The organism is Oceanospirillum sp. (genome assembly GCF_982874595.1).
Window position 1 is genome coordinate 1 of sequence record NZ_CEYNZH010000007.1, and the last position, 14,144, is coordinate 14,144.

Here is a 14,144-nt window from a genome sequence, read left to right on the forward strand (position 1 = left end):
CACATTTCTCCAGTTTAGGATAGAAAATGTGTCAACCTTATTCAGGACGGGACAATCAACCGAAAAAAGCTCGCGAATGGCGAGCTTTTTTCGGTTGCCAATTCAGGCCGGGGTATTAAAAACGGGAAAGCTCGGAGAAGTCGATATCCCGGGCGGCAATCACCGCCTGAATGCGGTTGCTGACCCCCAGCTTACGCAAAATGGCAGACACATGGGCTTTTACCGTAGTCTCTGCAATCGAGAGTGTGTAGGCGATCTGTTTGTTAGATTCCCCTTCAGCCATGCGTTGCAGCACAATAATCTGACGACGGGTCAAAGAGGAGAGCAGAGCCGGGTCGATACTCTCCGCTTGTTTTTGCTGGCGTAACGCCTGAGCACCGGACAAGTTGGCAGAGGCATTGTTATCACCTCGGATAATGTCAGAAGGCAGATACACGCTGCCCGCCAGAATCTGTTCCAATGCCTTGTGCATCTGATCCCGAGGTGACGATTTGGTGATAAAGCCCACTGCGCCAAATGTAATCGCCTGCAGAACAATCTTTTTGTCCTCCTCCGCTGAGACAATCACTACCGGGATCGCCGGTGCCATTTCGCGCAAACGCATCAGCCCCTGAAAACCATCCATGCCATCCATGTTCAGATCCAGCAACACCAGATCGATCTCATCATCCTGTTCAATCAGCGCCAGAGTGTCGTCCAGATTGCAGGTTTCAAGGATCTCGCTGTCGGGATACCGGCTATGTACCACATTAGCGATCGCTTCCCGGAAGATGGGATGGTCGTCAGCCGTCACAATTTTATACATGGCAAACCCCTTTTTATTGTCTTTTGTAGTGGGCTGTTAAGTCAGCGCGCTTATATCTGGCGAGCTGTTATTGGGTTATTTGTTGGGCGTTGCAGGTTTGATCAACCTGATTCGGCGGCCTTCGGAATCATTGATCAGTTTATCATGACTCTTTGATCCCGTTTTGTGCATCCGACAATAGTTCAGTGATTTTCACATAAACTATTAATGTAACCCATTAATATTTAAGTAGTTATCTTGTTTTTATTGGATCATTTCAGGCTGTTATGAGCCGGAGCATCACTGAGCGGAACTGGTGGCTGCATCACCAGTTTTCCTCCGTTTTGCTGCCAGCCATCAATTCCTCCCGGATACCAATACAGGCGATTAAACCCTAGGGCATTGGCTTTTGCGGCGGCATTCCAGGACATCCAGCAATCGGTCTTGCAGAAAAACACCGGGGTTTTATCCGGAAAGCGCGTCGTCAGCGTCGTCAGCTGAGTGCGGAAGTATCGGTTTACAGCTTCGGAGGCATCGGCTTTACCGGTATTGGCCAGCCAGAAACTACCGGGAATCGTTTTATGCTGCTTGGTGTTGATAAAGCGACCTTCGCGCAGGGTTGCCGGCAGTACATCAATCAGCAGAAGTTTGTTCTTGCGCTTCAGTTCCAGAAAGGTGTTATCCGAAAGGGTGGTTGCTCCCGGTGCCAACGAAGGAACCGGTGCCCGATAGCGACTGCTTCTCAGCCCTTCGGCATTAAACAGGCTACTGTCAGAAAGCAGCTGATGATCATTAGCGGTAAGCGGTGACAGGTAGCGATCAGACCGGAGCTGAGGTGCTGTGCTCTCTGCCTCCTCAACATCAAGGGTTGTCTGTTGCAGGCTACAGGCGGTAAGAGACAGTAACAGGAGGAGTGCCGCAAGTCCGGCAAAACGGGAGCGCAGGCTTCGGCTGCACGTTTGCCGTCCCGGTACAGCATGGGCAAGGTTGGCAAGGGATATTGCCGGGGCAAAAAAGGGCGGCAGTGTATAAGCGGGTCTGACCCGGCTGCCCTGCTGCCCTGTGCGAGATATTGTCATTATTGTCTCTCGTCGCCAGTAGGCTGGTCGTTGATCGCAGGATATAGCTTTAACCATAGCGCGATGAGCAAAAAATGATCTTCTGCTTTGGTGGCTGCTGCTTGCTACTCAGGGCGTAGAAAAACTACGCCTTTGGTACTGGTTTTGCGCCGCTTTTCATCCCTTTCTGAGGATCAAAGCTGACAATGGCCAGTGTCAGAAATACCAGGGTAACCAGAGAAACCACCATCAGAGCCTGTGTGTCCAGCTCGCCATAAAGGCTGAAACGGATCAGCTCTACGCCGTAGGTAAAAGGATTCAGCTGACAGATGGAGTGCAGCACAATACCGGCCTCCTGCATCTTCCAGAGGGGGTAGAGAGCCGATGAGAGAAAGAACATCGGGAAGATGACAAAATTCATTACGCCGGCAAAGTTCTCCAGCTGGCGGATAAAGGTGGAGATAAAGAGTCCGATCGCTCCCAGCATAACCGAGACCAGCAGCGCCGCAGGCATAACCGCCATATAGCCGATTAACGGCGGATCAACATCCACCAGAAGGGCGATAAAGAGAAACACCATCACCTGGGGCAAAGAGACTAATGCATTAGCCACCAGTTTGCTGATCAGCAGAAAGCTTCTCGGTGGCGGGCTGGTCAGCAGCACCTTCATGCTGCCCATCTCCCGGTCATACACCATAGACAGCGCGCTCTGCATCGCATTAAACAGCAGAATCATCGCCACCAGTCCCGGTGCGATATAAACCTGATAGGTGATGTAGGTGTCATAGGGCGGCATGATAGACACCCCCAGCACCGCTCTGAAACCTGCGGCAAAGACCACCAGCCAGAGCAGAGGGCGGATCAGCGCACTGAGAAATCGGGTGCGCTGCTGAATAAAACGCAGCAGTTCCCGCTGACTGATCCCGATAAAGGTGCGCCAATAGTGCCTGATGCTGCCCTGATGTTTTCTGATGGTGATCGGAGCCTTCATAGCGCAGCCTCCCGTTCAGGTGATGGGGATTTATGGGGTGGCTTTTGGCCGTTCAGCAAACTGGCCAGTGTCTCACCGGGATTTTGCTGAAGCAGTTGCTGGTGAATACCGGCGCAGATCACTTCGCCCTGACGCAGAATGGTAACGGGGTCATCGGTGGCGATCTCTTCCAGCAGGTGGGTTGCCCAAAGTACCGTTAAACCTTCTTCGCAGCGCTGATGCAGGTATTCGGTGAGTTGGCGGCGGGTCTGAATATCAAGACCTGCGGTGGCTTCATCCAGCATCAGAAAGGCGGGGTTGTGCAGTAGCGCCCGGGCGATTTCGACCCGACGCTTATGGCCGCCATTCAGCTGGCGAACCGGTGTTTTCAGCCGATCCAGCAGTTCAAGCCGGGTTAGTTCTTCTGTAATACGTTGCTTCGCCTGACGACGGCTCATGCCCTGCAGGGAGGCATGGTAGTGCAGGTTCTGGCTCACGGTCAGATCCGGATCCAGCGTGCTTTGCTGGAAAACGATCCCCAGATTGCAGAGGTAGTCCGGTGTCGCTTTATCAAGGGGCTCGCCGTTAAACACCAGCTCCCCCTCCTGGCAGCGAATCAGGCCCGCTAACAGGTTGAACAGGGTGGATTTTCCGGCACCGTTCGCCCCCAGAAGCGCATTAAAGCGCCCCTGATAGAGCTTAAGGCCGATCTGTTCGAGCGCCTGCCGCTGACCATAGTGATGATTCAGTCCCTGAACCGAAAGCAAAGCCGTTTCCTGATCCAGGCGGGTGAGGTTTTCCGGACGGGGTTCTGTCATGTTCAGCGGCTTCATGGGCGGCTCCTTAGCGTTCAGCCTGCAGCTGGTTCATCGCTTCGGTTGGCAGAATCGCAACGCCCCACGGGTAGCGACCCACCTTGATGCTTTTAACCACTTTCAGTTTTTCAACGTCGATAACCGAGACGTCACCGCTGATACCGTTAGTGCTCAGCAGCAGTTTCTGATCCGGGCTGAACTCCATGTGCCATACGCGACGACCCACCAGCAGGTAATCGATCACTTCATAGGTTTTGGCATCGACAACCGCCACATGGTTTGCAGGGCCCAGAGCAACAAAGGCGTAACGGCCATCGGCACTCAGTTTGACACCCACTGGCTGGATGCGATCCGGGTGAATGCCGGGGATCTCAAAGCGCATCTTGTGCAGAATTTCGCGGTTTTCCGTGTTGATCACCACCACGGAACCGCCGATTTCAGAGGACGCCCACAGCAGACTGCCATCTTTGTTGAACTCCACATGGCGCGGGCGTTGCTCGACTAAGGTGTTGTCGTACAGCTCTTGGGTTTCGGTGTTAATCCAGTGCAGCATACTGGTGGTTTCCGAGGTGTTTACCGCGATCTTACCATCCGGGCTAATCGCCATGCCTTCCGGTTCTACCCCCACATCGATCTGAGCAACAACATCACGTTTCTCGGTATCGACAATGGTGACCAGCGCATCATCTTCGTTGGCGATATAGAGGTGTCGGTTATTAGGGGAGAGGGCAAACTGCTCCGGGTCATCACCGGAGGGCAGGTTAGCGATAATCTGGCCGGTACGGGTATCCAGAATCTGCACGGTGTCATCGTCACTGGCGCAGATATAAAGCTTGCTGTAGTCCTTGCTGAAGATGATGCCCCGTGGGCGCTGGCCCACGTCGATGGTGTTAACCACTTCCAGTGTGTCCAGATTGATCACCGACAGGGAGTTGTCTTTCTCGTTACTGATATAGGCCATATCCGCAGCAGCAGGGGTAGCCAATGCCAGTGAACCCAGCATCAGTGCGGAAAGTCCCGCTTTGGCTGGGAAGGTTCTTAGCTTTTTAAACATTTTCATAAGAGTTACCTGTGTCCGTAGCGTGTTATTTTTTTCATCGTTTCAGCCGGCTTGCGGCTGTTGTTTCGGTCAGGGTTATTATTGTTTGCCACTCTTTTGGTGGTGTTTTTTTAAGGGTTCTGAAGTTCAGAGGAGTCGGTTTTACAGACTCGCTTTCATATCACACTGGCTCTCCTGACGGTCAAAACCGAGGGTATCCAGCTCGGTTACCGGATGCAGGTAACCTGCCTGAGGTGATTGGGAAACCAGAGAGCGTGGCTGTACCAGAGGAATTGGCTGGCGCAGTTGGCCGTTCCAGTCCCGGTAGGTCAGCTTGTGACCTTTAAAGGCCGCCAGATGGAATTGGTCGCTCAGCAGAAAATGCTGAATATGAGAGGCTTCGAAAGCCTTGGGGTCTTTGCGGTTTTGGGTCACCGCTTCGGCCACGGAGCGAACGGCAGTCCATGCGGCATAGTCTTCGCTCTGCATGTTGCGCTGCTGTTGTTTGATAAAACGGGACTGCAGTTGAGCCGCACCCCATTGTTCTACCACCCGGTGCCAGGCAACCGGTGTCAGACCCTGAGTACCGGCAACCGGGCGGGGTAGCCAGGTGTTGTAAGGTACGTAATGGCCAAAGTCGCCTTCCTCATCTGCCACCAGTACCACGTCGTAATCTTCTGCCTGAGTAAACAGCGGCAGCTCTTTCTGAGCGGTGCGGCGCAGGTCGGTATCAAAACTCCAGCTTTTCTCATCAACAATCTTGCCACCATAGCGTTTGGCTGAGCGTTTAAGGGCTGCCAGATAAGCCTGATCACCCTCGGTTGGCCCTGCAATTAGGAACCATTGACTGAAACGGCGACCCGCCAGCCACTGAGCCAGCGCATCGGTCAGCATGCTGCGGCTGGGATAGGTGTGGAACGTGTTGTTGAGGCATTGGCTTGCCCTTAGCTCGTCAGCTGGGTTAGCCACATTAAACAGCAGCGCACCCCGGACTTCGGCCTGCTTATTCAGTGTTGCCATGAGCGGGGCCGGAACGTCGACCAGAACCAGTGCATCTTTCTTAATAACGGATTCAGCGGCCTTTAGCAGATCGGCTTCGTTCTCAAAGCGCTGGCTGTTCAGCGTGTATTGCTGGCCAAGAAAGCGGCCTGTGGTGTTGCTGTCGGCGAGAGCAAGCTCTGCACCCGCGATACCCAGATCATCCGGCGGCGGCAAAATATTAGAGAGAACAGGGCGTGTTTCCGGCACCAGTCGCAGGTATTGCAGGGGGATCTCGGTCACCTTTTTAGCGGCAACCGCCGGAAGGTTGGGGAGTGTGAGCAGTGCAACCCCTAAAGTGAAAACCGTCGCTAAAGGCGCTTTTATTCGACGTGTCGGATCGCTTTTTCTTCTTAACACACTGTTTTTATTGTGCTTTTCCTGCCCGAATCGAGCCGTCAATATCCTTAGCATTTTTCCCTCCAGCGTGACGCCGGTCAATGAACATGACTGCAGATTAGGTCTCTGGTGGGCATTAATGAATGAGAACAAAGAAGGAACAATCTAGTTCTCAAGTACCATATTTTCAGTTTCGGTCACTTCCTAACATGGATGCCATATTCAGGAGGAAGCACCTATGACTTACATGAAAAGTATCGTACTGACTGCAATGATCGCTCTGCTGCCGGGATTGGCACAGGCTAAAGGCGATCTGACCCGTAAGCCGACCGAGCTGCCAAAACTGGTGCTGGGGACAGAGGAAAGTGGTTATGGCATGTCGCAGACCGAGTATCAGCTTGAGACGGGTAAAGCCTATCGTCTTGAGATTGAATCATCCGGTCTGAAGGAGTACGCACTAAAAGCTCCGGAGTTTTTTGCCTCGATCTATCTGCGCAAAGTTGAAGCAGCAGATACCGAGATCAAGGCGGTTTCTCTGGTCGAACTGGAGTTCGAACAGGCTGGCGAGTTGGAGATCTACTTTGTTCCGGTTAAGCCGGGCAAGTTTAAGTTCTTCGCTGAAGGTCTGGAGCACAAAGGGATGCATGGGGTGTTTAACGTGCGCTGATACAGGTTTGGGCGGCTTGTGTGTGCACTGCCCTGCACACAGAGGTCGCCCGTTTTCTTTACCTCATCAGCTGGCGCAGCCTTTCGAACCGTTCTTACAACAATAATCCCTAAGCAAGCTTTAGAAATAGTACTGGAGAATAACAATGATGACTTGCAACAGCCTAACCTCTTTAACAACACTGCTGAGCACTTCTCAAACAGCGCGCAAGCTACTGATAAGCACCGTTCTGGGGGCGTCTGTTATGGCCTCTCAGGCATGGGCCCATGGCGATGTTACGCCACAAAAAATGGATACATCCGGCCTGCCCCAGTTGGGTGAAGAGTGGGAAGAGACCAATCCCTACAGCGGTAACGAAGAAGCGATCAAAATTGGTGAATCGGCTTACGCGCAAAACTGCGCCCGCTGTCATGGTCTGGATGGTATTTCCGGCGGTATTGCACCGGATCTGCGTAAACTTGAGCCGGGCTACGATGGCGATGAGTGGTTTGTTTACCGCGTGCGTAATGGTGCGGTACGTAACGGCGTACCTTACATGCCGAAGATGGCGGACTACCTGAGCCAGGAAACGCTGTGGTCGATCCGCTCCTGGTTAGAAACCAAGTACGATGAAAACCTGTAATTGCAGGATATTGATCATGATTCGAACTCAGAAAGAGATTTGATAATGAAGCGCCTGAACCTGTTGAGCGTTCTGTGTCTGGCACTTGTCCTGCTGGGGCAGGTGCTGCCGGCTCAGGCGCGCTCCTATGATGATGTGATGGCATCCGGTTTTATCGAGATTGCTGTCTATAAAGATTTTGCTCCTTACTCCTGGGAAGATGAATCTGGCGAGGCGAAAGGTATCGATGTAGATCTGGCCCGCCATATCGCCAAAAAAATGAAGCTGGATCTGAAACTTCGCTGGATGGTGCCGGACGAAACACTGGATGATGATCTGCGTAACCATGTCTGGAAAGGGCACTATCTGGGTGGTGGCATTGCAGATGTGATGCTCCGTGTGCCTTACGACCGGGAATTTGCCTACCAGACCGATGAGTTTGGTCAGGTGAAAAACGATCTGGTTCACATGTTCGGTCCGTACCAGAAAGAGCGCTGGCGTGTAGGTTACGACCCGGCCCAGATGGACTCACTGGAAACCTTGGCGGTGCTGCGATACTACCCGGTAGGGGTTGAAACGGACAGTTTGCCGGATATTTACCTCTTGTCCGTCTTTAACGGTCAGGTACGTAATCAGGTGCGCCATTACCTAAATCTGGCCGAGGCTCTGGAGGCGATGAAGCGCAAAGAGATCGCCGCGATGATGGGGATGCAAAGTCAGCTGCAATGGTTAGCAAAGCAGAAAGACCCGGCGATGAAAATTCCGGCGGTCTCTCTACCCGGATTACATAAGCTGGACTGGGATATCGGTATGGCGGTTCATACCAACTACCGCCAGTTCGCCTACGCTTTAGCCGATGTGGTGGAGGCGGCTGCCAAAGATGGCACGCTGGAAAAATTCAGTCAGCGTTACGGCGTTGATTATCGGTTACCGGATCTCTATCGGGCTGAGCAATAAGTCTCAGCCCCCTGAATGACAACGAAAGAAAACCCCCAGCACAACAACAATAAGTCAGCTGAGCTGACACGGGAGGTGTTATGTCGATCTGCTTTACTGTCAAAGTACGCAATCTGCTGCTTATGGCCTGTCTCTCAATATTTACCGTGCTTAATCCTGCTCATGCAACGGCAGAGCCTGCTGTTGATGAAGCCAATCCTCTGATGGATGTGATGTGGGATTACATGCGCGAGCAGTTTATTCGTGACGAACCCTGGCAATACAGCGCTGGCGTGCAGATTATTCTGCCGGAGTTTGCCGAAGATTCCACTCAGGTGCCGGTGATGGTACGTCACCAGATTCCTGATGCCCGCAAGTTGATCCTGTTCGCTGATCTGAACCCAATTCAGCATATCGCCACCTACGAGGTGGATGCCGGAAGCCTGCCGAATATCGGCCTGCAGTTCCGGGTACAGCAGGCGACGCCGGTCCATGCTCTCATTCAGGACGGTTCCGGCCTTTGGCATGTCGGCCGTAACTATGTTGATGCATCCGGTGGTGGCTGTACCGCACCGAAAACAGAAGCGGCCAGTGATGACTGGGCAAGCAATTTAGGGCAGATTCAGGGGCGTTTATTTAACCGCAGCACTCACCGTTTGAAAGTTCAGGTATCGCACCCGATGGATACCGGGCTGGTGGAGGGTGTTCCCGCTTTCTGGCTGAATGAGATTACCCTGACGGATCAGGATGCTACGGCACTGGGGCATCTGAACCTGTCGAGCCCTGTGAGTTCCAACCCGCGCCTGACCTTTAGTTTTCCGAAAGCTCAGGCTCCTGAAGGGCTGGAAGGGTATCAGTTACAGCTGAAGGATAATGATGGCAATGATTTCACATCCCCTGTGTATCCGACATCCGGCAAGGAGGTGATGTGATGAAGTCTGCGACTCAACTCAGTCTTATTCAGCGGTTTCAGTTATCTGTTCGCCTCTGGTTAGAGCGATTAAACGCGGGCGTTATGCTGATCGGTTTACTGTTTTTCTGGATGATCTCCGGTGTCAGTTTTGCAGCCGATCACAACGGATCTTATGTGATTGAACCGGTGAATATTGCATCGGACACCTGGGTGGTGCTGGGTGAAAATGAGACTTTCACCCCTGAAAATGGCGGCATGATCGCCAATATCGGCATTATTCTGACGAAGAAAGGAACCCTGGTGTTTGATACCGGGCCGTCAAAAGCTTTTGCAGAAGCCCTGAATCACTGGATTAAGCAGCAGGGCGGAGGCCCGATTCGCTATGTCCTGAACAGCCATGCGCATCCGGATCATTTTCTGGGTAATCAGGTTTTCCCCCGCAACAGAACCTATACCTCAGAACCTACTCAGCAGATGATTGCAGAGCAGGGCGCTGACCTTGCAGAGAATCTGTACCGGATGGTGGGCGCTGCGATGAAGGGCACCCGCGCGGTCGCGCCCGGTGTGGTACTCAAAGAGGGTATCAGCAAGATGACTCTGGGTGATGGGGCTGATGCTCATCAACTTGAAGTGCACCTGATGCAGGGGCATTCCCATAGTGATCTGATCCTGCTGGACCGGACAACCGGTGTGCTCTTTGCCGGAGATCTGGTGTTTTATAACCGGGCTCTGACAACCCCGCATGCGGTACTGCAGGATTGGTTAGTGGCGCTCGATCAGCTGGAGAATCTGCCGCATAAGGTTTTAGTGCCGGGACATGGGCCGGTGCATCAGAAAGAGGAAGGCATAGCCCAGACCCGTGACTACCTGAAATGGCTGGATAAAAGCTTTAAGCAGGGGGCAGAAGAGGGGCGTTCAATGGCCGAGATGCTGAGCTGGCCGCTGAATCCTGCCTTTAAGTCAGTGGTGATGCAGCGTTATGAGTTCACCCGATCCCTGAGCCATTGGTATCCCCAATATGAAGAGCAGGCATTAAATCATTAAGCTGTTTTTGATTAATTTCTTGGGCAAGCATAAAAAGGTGGTCTATAGTCATTTTATGACGGAAGTTTCTCTTACCTATTCCTGAACAAGCGATGTGCTTGTTGTTCTTGGGTTCTCACCCTCTTGTTGGCCGGCCACCCGCCGGCCTTTTTTATGCTTTTTTACTCGCGTTCTGATCCTGATTCGAAAGATGGAAAACACACCTGATTCCGGCCATTGGCCTTGGCCTGATAGAGGGCGGCGTCGGTGCGTTCCATAACGGTGTCGATGTTGTCATCAGGCTGGCAGAGCCCTACGCCTAAGCTGGCGGTGACTTGTTCCACTCCGGGAAAGTCATTGGCTTCAATGTTGGCGCGAATCGTCTCGGCTAATGTCAGAGCAGCCCTCCGGTCTGTATCCGGGCAGATAATCAGAAACTCTTCACCTCCCCAGCGTCCGACGGTGTCTGTCTCCCGGCAGGTTGACTGCAGAATTTTAGCAAACTCCTGCAGTACCATATCTCCGGTATTGTGGCCGTATGTGTCGTTAACGGCTTTGAAATGGTCGATATCCAGCATGATGACAGAGGTATAGCTTTCCGGTTTTTGGCTATCGAATGGATCAAGGGCTTCTGCCAATGATCGCCATAGCCGGTTTCGGTTTGCCAGTTGGGTGAGGGCGTCAGTCTCGGCAACTTTTCCAGAAGCCGGGTCTTTTCATGCAGCTCTTCTGTTCGGGGCTCCTGGTGGCAGATAACCCGGATATTTTCAGTTGAGCTTTAAGGCTTTGTTTGCATTTGGTAACAAATTATATCCGCATTATGCCAAGTTTAGCTGCTGGTAATACCCCTAAACTTAATACTGACCCTTTAGTCGCTTCTGTTGATAGGCTCGTGTTCGTGGCTAGTACCTTAGTGTTGATGATCTACTACCTGCGGCGGAAGCTCTACGCCTAAAGTGGGTGAAAACAGCACTTTCCACCCCGAAAGGTACGACCAAAACTGGTCGGTGGTTGTATTGTTGGTGGCTGCCTCCTGCATTGAAATGAGTGAGCCGAACAATTTAATAACAAAGGCGCTCACAGGAGACAGTTCATGATAATAAAAGCTTTGGGCAAGAAGTCGCTTCTGGCGACGGCATTGGTTTCTGCCATGATGGCGGGCACTGCATCCGCTAAGGTAACCGACACCGATATTGCTAACGACCAGATGACCACGAATGACGTGGTTACCAATGGCCTGGGCCATCGCGGCCAACGTTTCTCTCCACTGGAAAAGCTGGATACGGACACGGTTAAAGACCTGCGTCCGGTTTGGTCGTTCTCGTTTGGTGGCGAAAAACAGCGTGGTCAGGAATCTCAGCCTCTGGTTAAAGATGGCGTGATGTTTGTGACCGGTTCTTATTCCCGACTGTTTGCTATTGATGCAAAAACCGGTGATGAGCTTTGGCAGTATGACGCCCGCTTGCCAGACGGCATTATGCCGTGCTGCGACGTCATCAACCGTGGTGCTGCGTTGTATGAAGATCTGGTGGTCTTTGCCACCCTGGATGCCAAGCTGGTTGCTCTGGATCAGAAAACCGGTAAGGTTCGCTGGAAGAAAAAAGTGGCGGATTACAAAGCGGGTTACTCGATCTCTGCTGCGCCTCTGGTGGTGAATGGTAAGCTGATTACCGGCGTATCCGGTGGCGAATTTGGTGTTGTTGGTAAGGTTGAAGCCTACGATGCGAAAACCGGTAAATTGCTCTGGACCCGCCCAACCGTAGAAGGCCATATGGGCTATATCTACAAAAACGGTAAGAAAGTTGAAAACGGTATTACCGGTGGTGAGGCAGGTAAAACTTGGCCGGGCGATTTGTGGAAATCCGGTGGTGCGGCACCCTGGTTAGGCGGTACCTATGATCCTGATACTAACCTGCTGTTTTTCGGAACCGGTAACCCTGCGCCCTGGAACTCTCACCTGCGTCCGGGCGACAACCTGTACTCCTCTTCCCGTCTGGCACTTGACCCTGATACCGGAAAAATCGCCTGGCATTTCCAGACCACGCCACATGATGGCTGGGATTACGATGGTGTAAACGAGCTGATCTCTTTTGACTATCAGGCGGATGGCAAAACCGTAAAAGCGGCAGCCACCGCTGACCGTAACGGTTTCTTCTACGTTCTGAACCGTGAGAACGGTGAGTTTATCCGGGGCTTCCCGTTTGTCGACAAGATCACCTGGGCAGAAGGTCTGGATGAGAAAGGTCGTCCGATCTACAACACTAAAAACGGTCGTCCGGGAGACCCGCGCGAAAGTGCTAATGGTAAGAAAGGTGAGCCGGTTGTCGCTGCGCCATCTTTCCTGGGGGGTAAAAACTGGATGCCGATGGCATACAGCCAGGAAACCGAGCTCTTCTATGTACCGTCTAACGAGTGGGAGATGGATATCTGGAACGAGCCAACTTCTTATAAGAAGGGTGCCGCATATTTGGGGGCCGGTTTCACGATTAAGCCTCTGAATGATGACTACATTGGTGTGCTGCGAGCGATTGATCCTAAAACCGGTGAAGAAAAATGGCGCTATGAGAACTACGCGCCTCTTTGGGGTGGTGTACTGACCACCAAAGGCAATCTGGTATTCATGGGCAATCCGGAAGGTTATCTGATGGCGTTTGATGCCAAAACCGGTGAGGTGAAGTACAAGTTCAACACAGGTTCCGGCATCGTTGGTTCGCCAATCACCTGGGAACAGGATGGCGAACAGTACGTCTCTGTTGTATCCGGTTGGGGTGGTGCTGTTCCTCTGTGGGGCGGCGAAGTGGCTAAGCGGGTCAAACACCTGAATCAGGGTGGTTCCGTTTGGACCTTCAAATTGCCTAAAGAAAACGAAAAGAGTGGTGGCCTGTTCGGTTTTCTGAACTAAGCTCTGCTCACTTGCTACAGGCAGGTGTTCGCCCTTAGCACCGTTTCTCCGGTTCTAAGCATCTGCCTTGTACAAAAAAGACCGGCTGCACGTTTGTGCAGCCGGTCTTTTAGTTTTGGGCGTCTTAGTTTTGGATGTTTACCGGGAGCGGAATCAGTTGATCTTGCGCGGATCTGTTTCCTGAACGATCGCTTTATCCAGTTGTGCGGAATGAAACGAAGCCAGGGCGGGGTAATCGTTCAGATCGAACAGCTCACGGAACTGAATCCAGTCCAGCAGGGTAAACAGGCAGATGGCCGGATAGCGCCATTCGCTGAAATCACCATCTTTAGTGGCTTGTTCCAGTACCGGCATGGTGCGGGCGATGCGCTCTTTCTGCAGATTGAGAATCAGGCGGTCATCGGAGGTATCAATACCGGAGCGCTTGCTCATTAGCAGAATAATGAAAGACTCCTGCAGGCTGTCGATCAGAGACATCAGATTTTCATCTTCCCAACTAAGGCTTTCTTTCTTCAGCTTCTGATTCAGATAACGATGAATGATGCGCGAGTCATAAACTGAGTGCTCTTCATCCACCAGCATGGGGACTTTCATCGCCGGGGTGTAGGTTTCCAGCTCGGCGCGGCCTGCTTCACTGTAAATATCCAGTGGTAAAAACTCGTAGTGATGGCCTTCCAGCCAGAGGCGTAAACGGCGTACATAGGGAGAGGGATGGGAACCTACCAGTTTCATCGGGATAAACTCCTGAACGTCGGGCGCTGAAGTGAGTGCTGCACCCGGAGGTGTTATTTAAAAGCCTTTTAAATCATATGGTTAAAGGCAATTCGTCAGCCGTTAACGGGCTTTTTTTGTGCTTGCCAAAAAGCACTGTAGTCCCGTTTGCTTGTGGTGGCAAATAGTCGTGGAACGAAAAAATTAGTACCAAAGTACTATTTTTTAGCCTCTAAAGTGCCATGTCTGGGTTTGCGGTGATCAACCATGATGTAGTCACACAGGGAAAGAAAGACCGCAGCCGGTTCAATCTGACGTGGTTTTCCCGAATTGAGTTAATTCATAAGC

13 protein-coding genes and 1 pseudogene are annotated in these 14,144 nt (G+C 52.2%); 6 read left to right on the plus strand and 8 right to left on the minus strand.

Translation table 11 applies throughout. The features are described from left to right. Positions 1 to 115: 115 nt before the first annotated feature. The 6 genes from AC4GL5_RS04745 to AC4GL5_RS04770 all read right to left on the minus strand — a co-directional run bounded on the left by AC4GL5_RS04745 (position 116) and on the right by AC4GL5_RS04770 (position 6,118). Positions 116 to 805: a response regulator gene (locus AC4GL5_RS04745; RefSeq protein ID WP_490381644.1), complete on the minus strand. Its 690-nt coding sequence runs from the start codon at positions 803 to 805 to the stop codon at positions 116 to 118. 251 nt (positions 806 to 1,056) lie between these two features. Then, positions 1,057 to 1,863, minus strand: coding sequence for a rhodanese-like domain-containing protein (locus tag AC4GL5_RS04750; RefSeq protein WP_490381645.1), 807 nt, complete (start codon positions 1,861 to 1,863; stop codon positions 1,057 to 1,059). 124 nt (positions 1,864 to 1,987) lie between these two features. Then, entirely contained in the window at positions 1,988 to 2,833 is an 846-nt protein-coding gene (locus AC4GL5_RS04755) for an ABC transporter permease (RefSeq protein WP_490381646.1), read from the minus strand. Then, positions 2,830 to 3,645 carry an ATP-binding cassette domain-containing protein gene (locus AC4GL5_RS04760; protein WP_490381647.1) on the minus strand — a complete coding sequence of 272 codons (816 nt, stop codon included), beginning with the start codon at positions 3,643 to 3,645 and terminating at the stop codon, positions 2,830 to 2,832. The genes AC4GL5_RS04755 and AC4GL5_RS04760 overlap by 4 nt, the downstream gene beginning before the upstream one ends. Positions 3,646 to 3,655: 10 nt before the next feature. Continuing rightward, entirely contained in the window at positions 3,656 to 4,687 is a 1,032-nt protein-coding gene (locus AC4GL5_RS04765) for a YVTN family beta-propeller repeat protein (protein WP_490381648.1), read from the minus strand. 141 nt (positions 4,688 to 4,828) lie between these two features. After that, positions 4,829 to 6,118, minus strand: a complete 1,290-nt coding sequence (locus AC4GL5_RS04770) for an ABC transporter substrate-binding protein (RefSeq protein ID WP_490381649.1) — start codon at positions 6,116 to 6,118, stop codon at positions 4,829 to 4,831. A 163-nt stretch (positions 6,119 to 6,281) separates the two neighbouring features. Here AC4GL5_RS04770 and AC4GL5_RS04775 point away from each other — a divergent pair, with 163 nt between their 5' ends. From AC4GL5_RS04775 to AC4GL5_RS04795, 5 genes are all read left to right on the plus strand, one after another. After that, positions 6,282 to 6,710 carry a cupredoxin domain-containing protein gene (locus AC4GL5_RS04775; protein ID WP_490381650.1) on the plus strand — a complete coding sequence of 143 codons (429 nt, stop codon included), beginning with the start codon at positions 6,282 to 6,284 and terminating at the stop codon, positions 6,708 to 6,710. 145 nt (positions 6,711 to 6,855) lie between these two features. Continuing rightward, positions 6,856 to 7,332, plus strand: coding sequence for a cytochrome c-550 PedF (gene pedF, locus AC4GL5_RS04780; RefSeq protein ID WP_490381651.1), 477 nt, complete (start codon positions 6,856 to 6,858; stop codon positions 7,330 to 7,332). A gap of 45 nt (positions 7,333 to 7,377) precedes the next feature. Further along, on the plus strand, positions 7,378 to 8,268 hold the full coding sequence (locus AC4GL5_RS04785) for a substrate-binding periplasmic protein (protein ID WP_490381652.1): 891 nt from the start codon (positions 7,378 to 7,380) through the stop codon (positions 8,266 to 8,268). 80 nt (positions 8,269 to 8,348) lie between these two features. Beyond that, on the plus strand, positions 8,349 to 9,179 hold the full coding sequence (locus AC4GL5_RS04790) for a quinoprotein dehydrogenase-associated SoxYZ-like carrier (RefSeq protein WP_490381653.1): 831 nt from the start codon (positions 8,349 to 8,351) through the stop codon (positions 9,177 to 9,179). Continuing rightward, positions 9,179 to 10,204: a quinoprotein relay system zinc metallohydrolase 1 gene (locus AC4GL5_RS04795; protein ID WP_490381654.1), complete on the plus strand. Its 1,026-nt coding sequence runs from the start codon at positions 9,179 to 9,181 to the stop codon at positions 10,202 to 10,204. Before AC4GL5_RS04790 ends, AC4GL5_RS04795 begins: the two co-directional genes overlap by 1 nt. Before the next feature lie 161 nt (positions 10,205 to 10,365). Here the strand turns inward: AC4GL5_RS04795 and AC4GL5_RS04800 are convergent. Further along, positions 10,366 to 10,866 (minus strand): annotated as a pseudogene (locus AC4GL5_RS04800) (GGDEF domain-containing protein); the annotation flags it as partial. Between the two features lie 410 nt (positions 10,867 to 11,276). On the opposite strand from AC4GL5_RS04800, the gene AC4GL5_RS04805 reads away from it, so the two are divergent. Next, positions 11,277 to 13,085, plus strand: coding sequence for a PQQ-dependent methanol/ethanol family dehydrogenase (locus tag AC4GL5_RS04805; RefSeq protein ID WP_490381655.1), 1,809 nt, complete (start codon positions 11,277 to 11,279; stop codon positions 13,083 to 13,085). A gap of 153 nt (positions 13,086 to 13,238) precedes the next feature. Here the strand turns inward: AC4GL5_RS04805 and AC4GL5_RS04810 are convergent, their stop codons facing one another. Beyond that, positions 13,239 to 13,817 (minus strand): glutathione S-transferase family protein, encoded by a 579-nt coding sequence (locus AC4GL5_RS04810; RefSeq protein WP_490381656.1) that lies wholly within the window; start codon positions 13,815 to 13,817, stop codon positions 13,239 to 13,241. Between the last annotated feature and the right edge of the window lie 327 nt (positions 13,818 to 14,144).

Coding starts and splice junctions, on each gene's coding strand:
- AC4GL5_RS04790 (WP_490381653.1), top strand. CDS start 8,349: ATGTCGATCTGCTTTACTGTCAAAGTACGCAATCTGCTGCTTATGGCC.
- AC4GL5_RS04770 (WP_490381649.1), bottom strand. CDS start 6,118: ATGCTAAGGATATTGACGGCTCGATTCGGGCAGGAAAAGCACAATAAA.
- AC4GL5_RS04810 (WP_490381656.1), bottom strand. CDS start 13,817: ATGAAACTGGTAGGTTCCCATCCCTCTCCCTATGTACGCCGTTTACGC.
- AC4GL5_RS04750 (WP_490381645.1), bottom strand. CDS start 1,863: ATGACAATATCTCGCACAGGGCAGCAGGGCAGCCGGGTCAGACCCGCT.
- AC4GL5_RS04785 (WP_490381652.1), top strand. CDS start 7,378: ATGAAGCGCCTGAACCTGTTGAGCGTTCTGTGTCTGGCACTTGTCCTG.
- AC4GL5_RS04775 (WP_490381650.1), top strand. CDS start 6,282: ATGACTTACATGAAAAGTATCGTACTGACTGCAATGATCGCTCTGCTG.
- pedF (WP_490381651.1), top strand. CDS start 6,856: ATGATGACTTGCAACAGCCTAACCTCTTTAACAACACTGCTGAGCACT.
- AC4GL5_RS04755 (WP_490381646.1), bottom strand. CDS start 2,833: ATGAAGGCTCCGATCACCATCAGAAAACATCAGGGCAGCATCAGGCAC.
- AC4GL5_RS04765 (WP_490381648.1), bottom strand. CDS start 4,687: ATGAAAATGTTTAAAAAGCTAAGAACCTTCCCAGCCAAAGCGGGACTT.
- AC4GL5_RS04745 (WP_490381644.1), bottom strand. CDS start 805: ATGTATAAAATTGTGACGGCTGACGACCATCCCATCTTCCGGGAAGCG.
- AC4GL5_RS04795 (WP_490381654.1), top strand. CDS start 9,179: ATGAAGTCTGCGACTCAACTCAGTCTTATTCAGCGGTTTCAGTTATCT.
- AC4GL5_RS04760 (WP_490381647.1), bottom strand. CDS start 3,645: ATGAAGCCGCTGAACATGACAGAACCCCGTCCGGAAAACCTCACCCGC.
- AC4GL5_RS04805 (WP_490381655.1), top strand. CDS start 11,277: ATGATAATAAAAGCTTTGGGCAAGAAGTCGCTTCTGGCGACGGCATTG.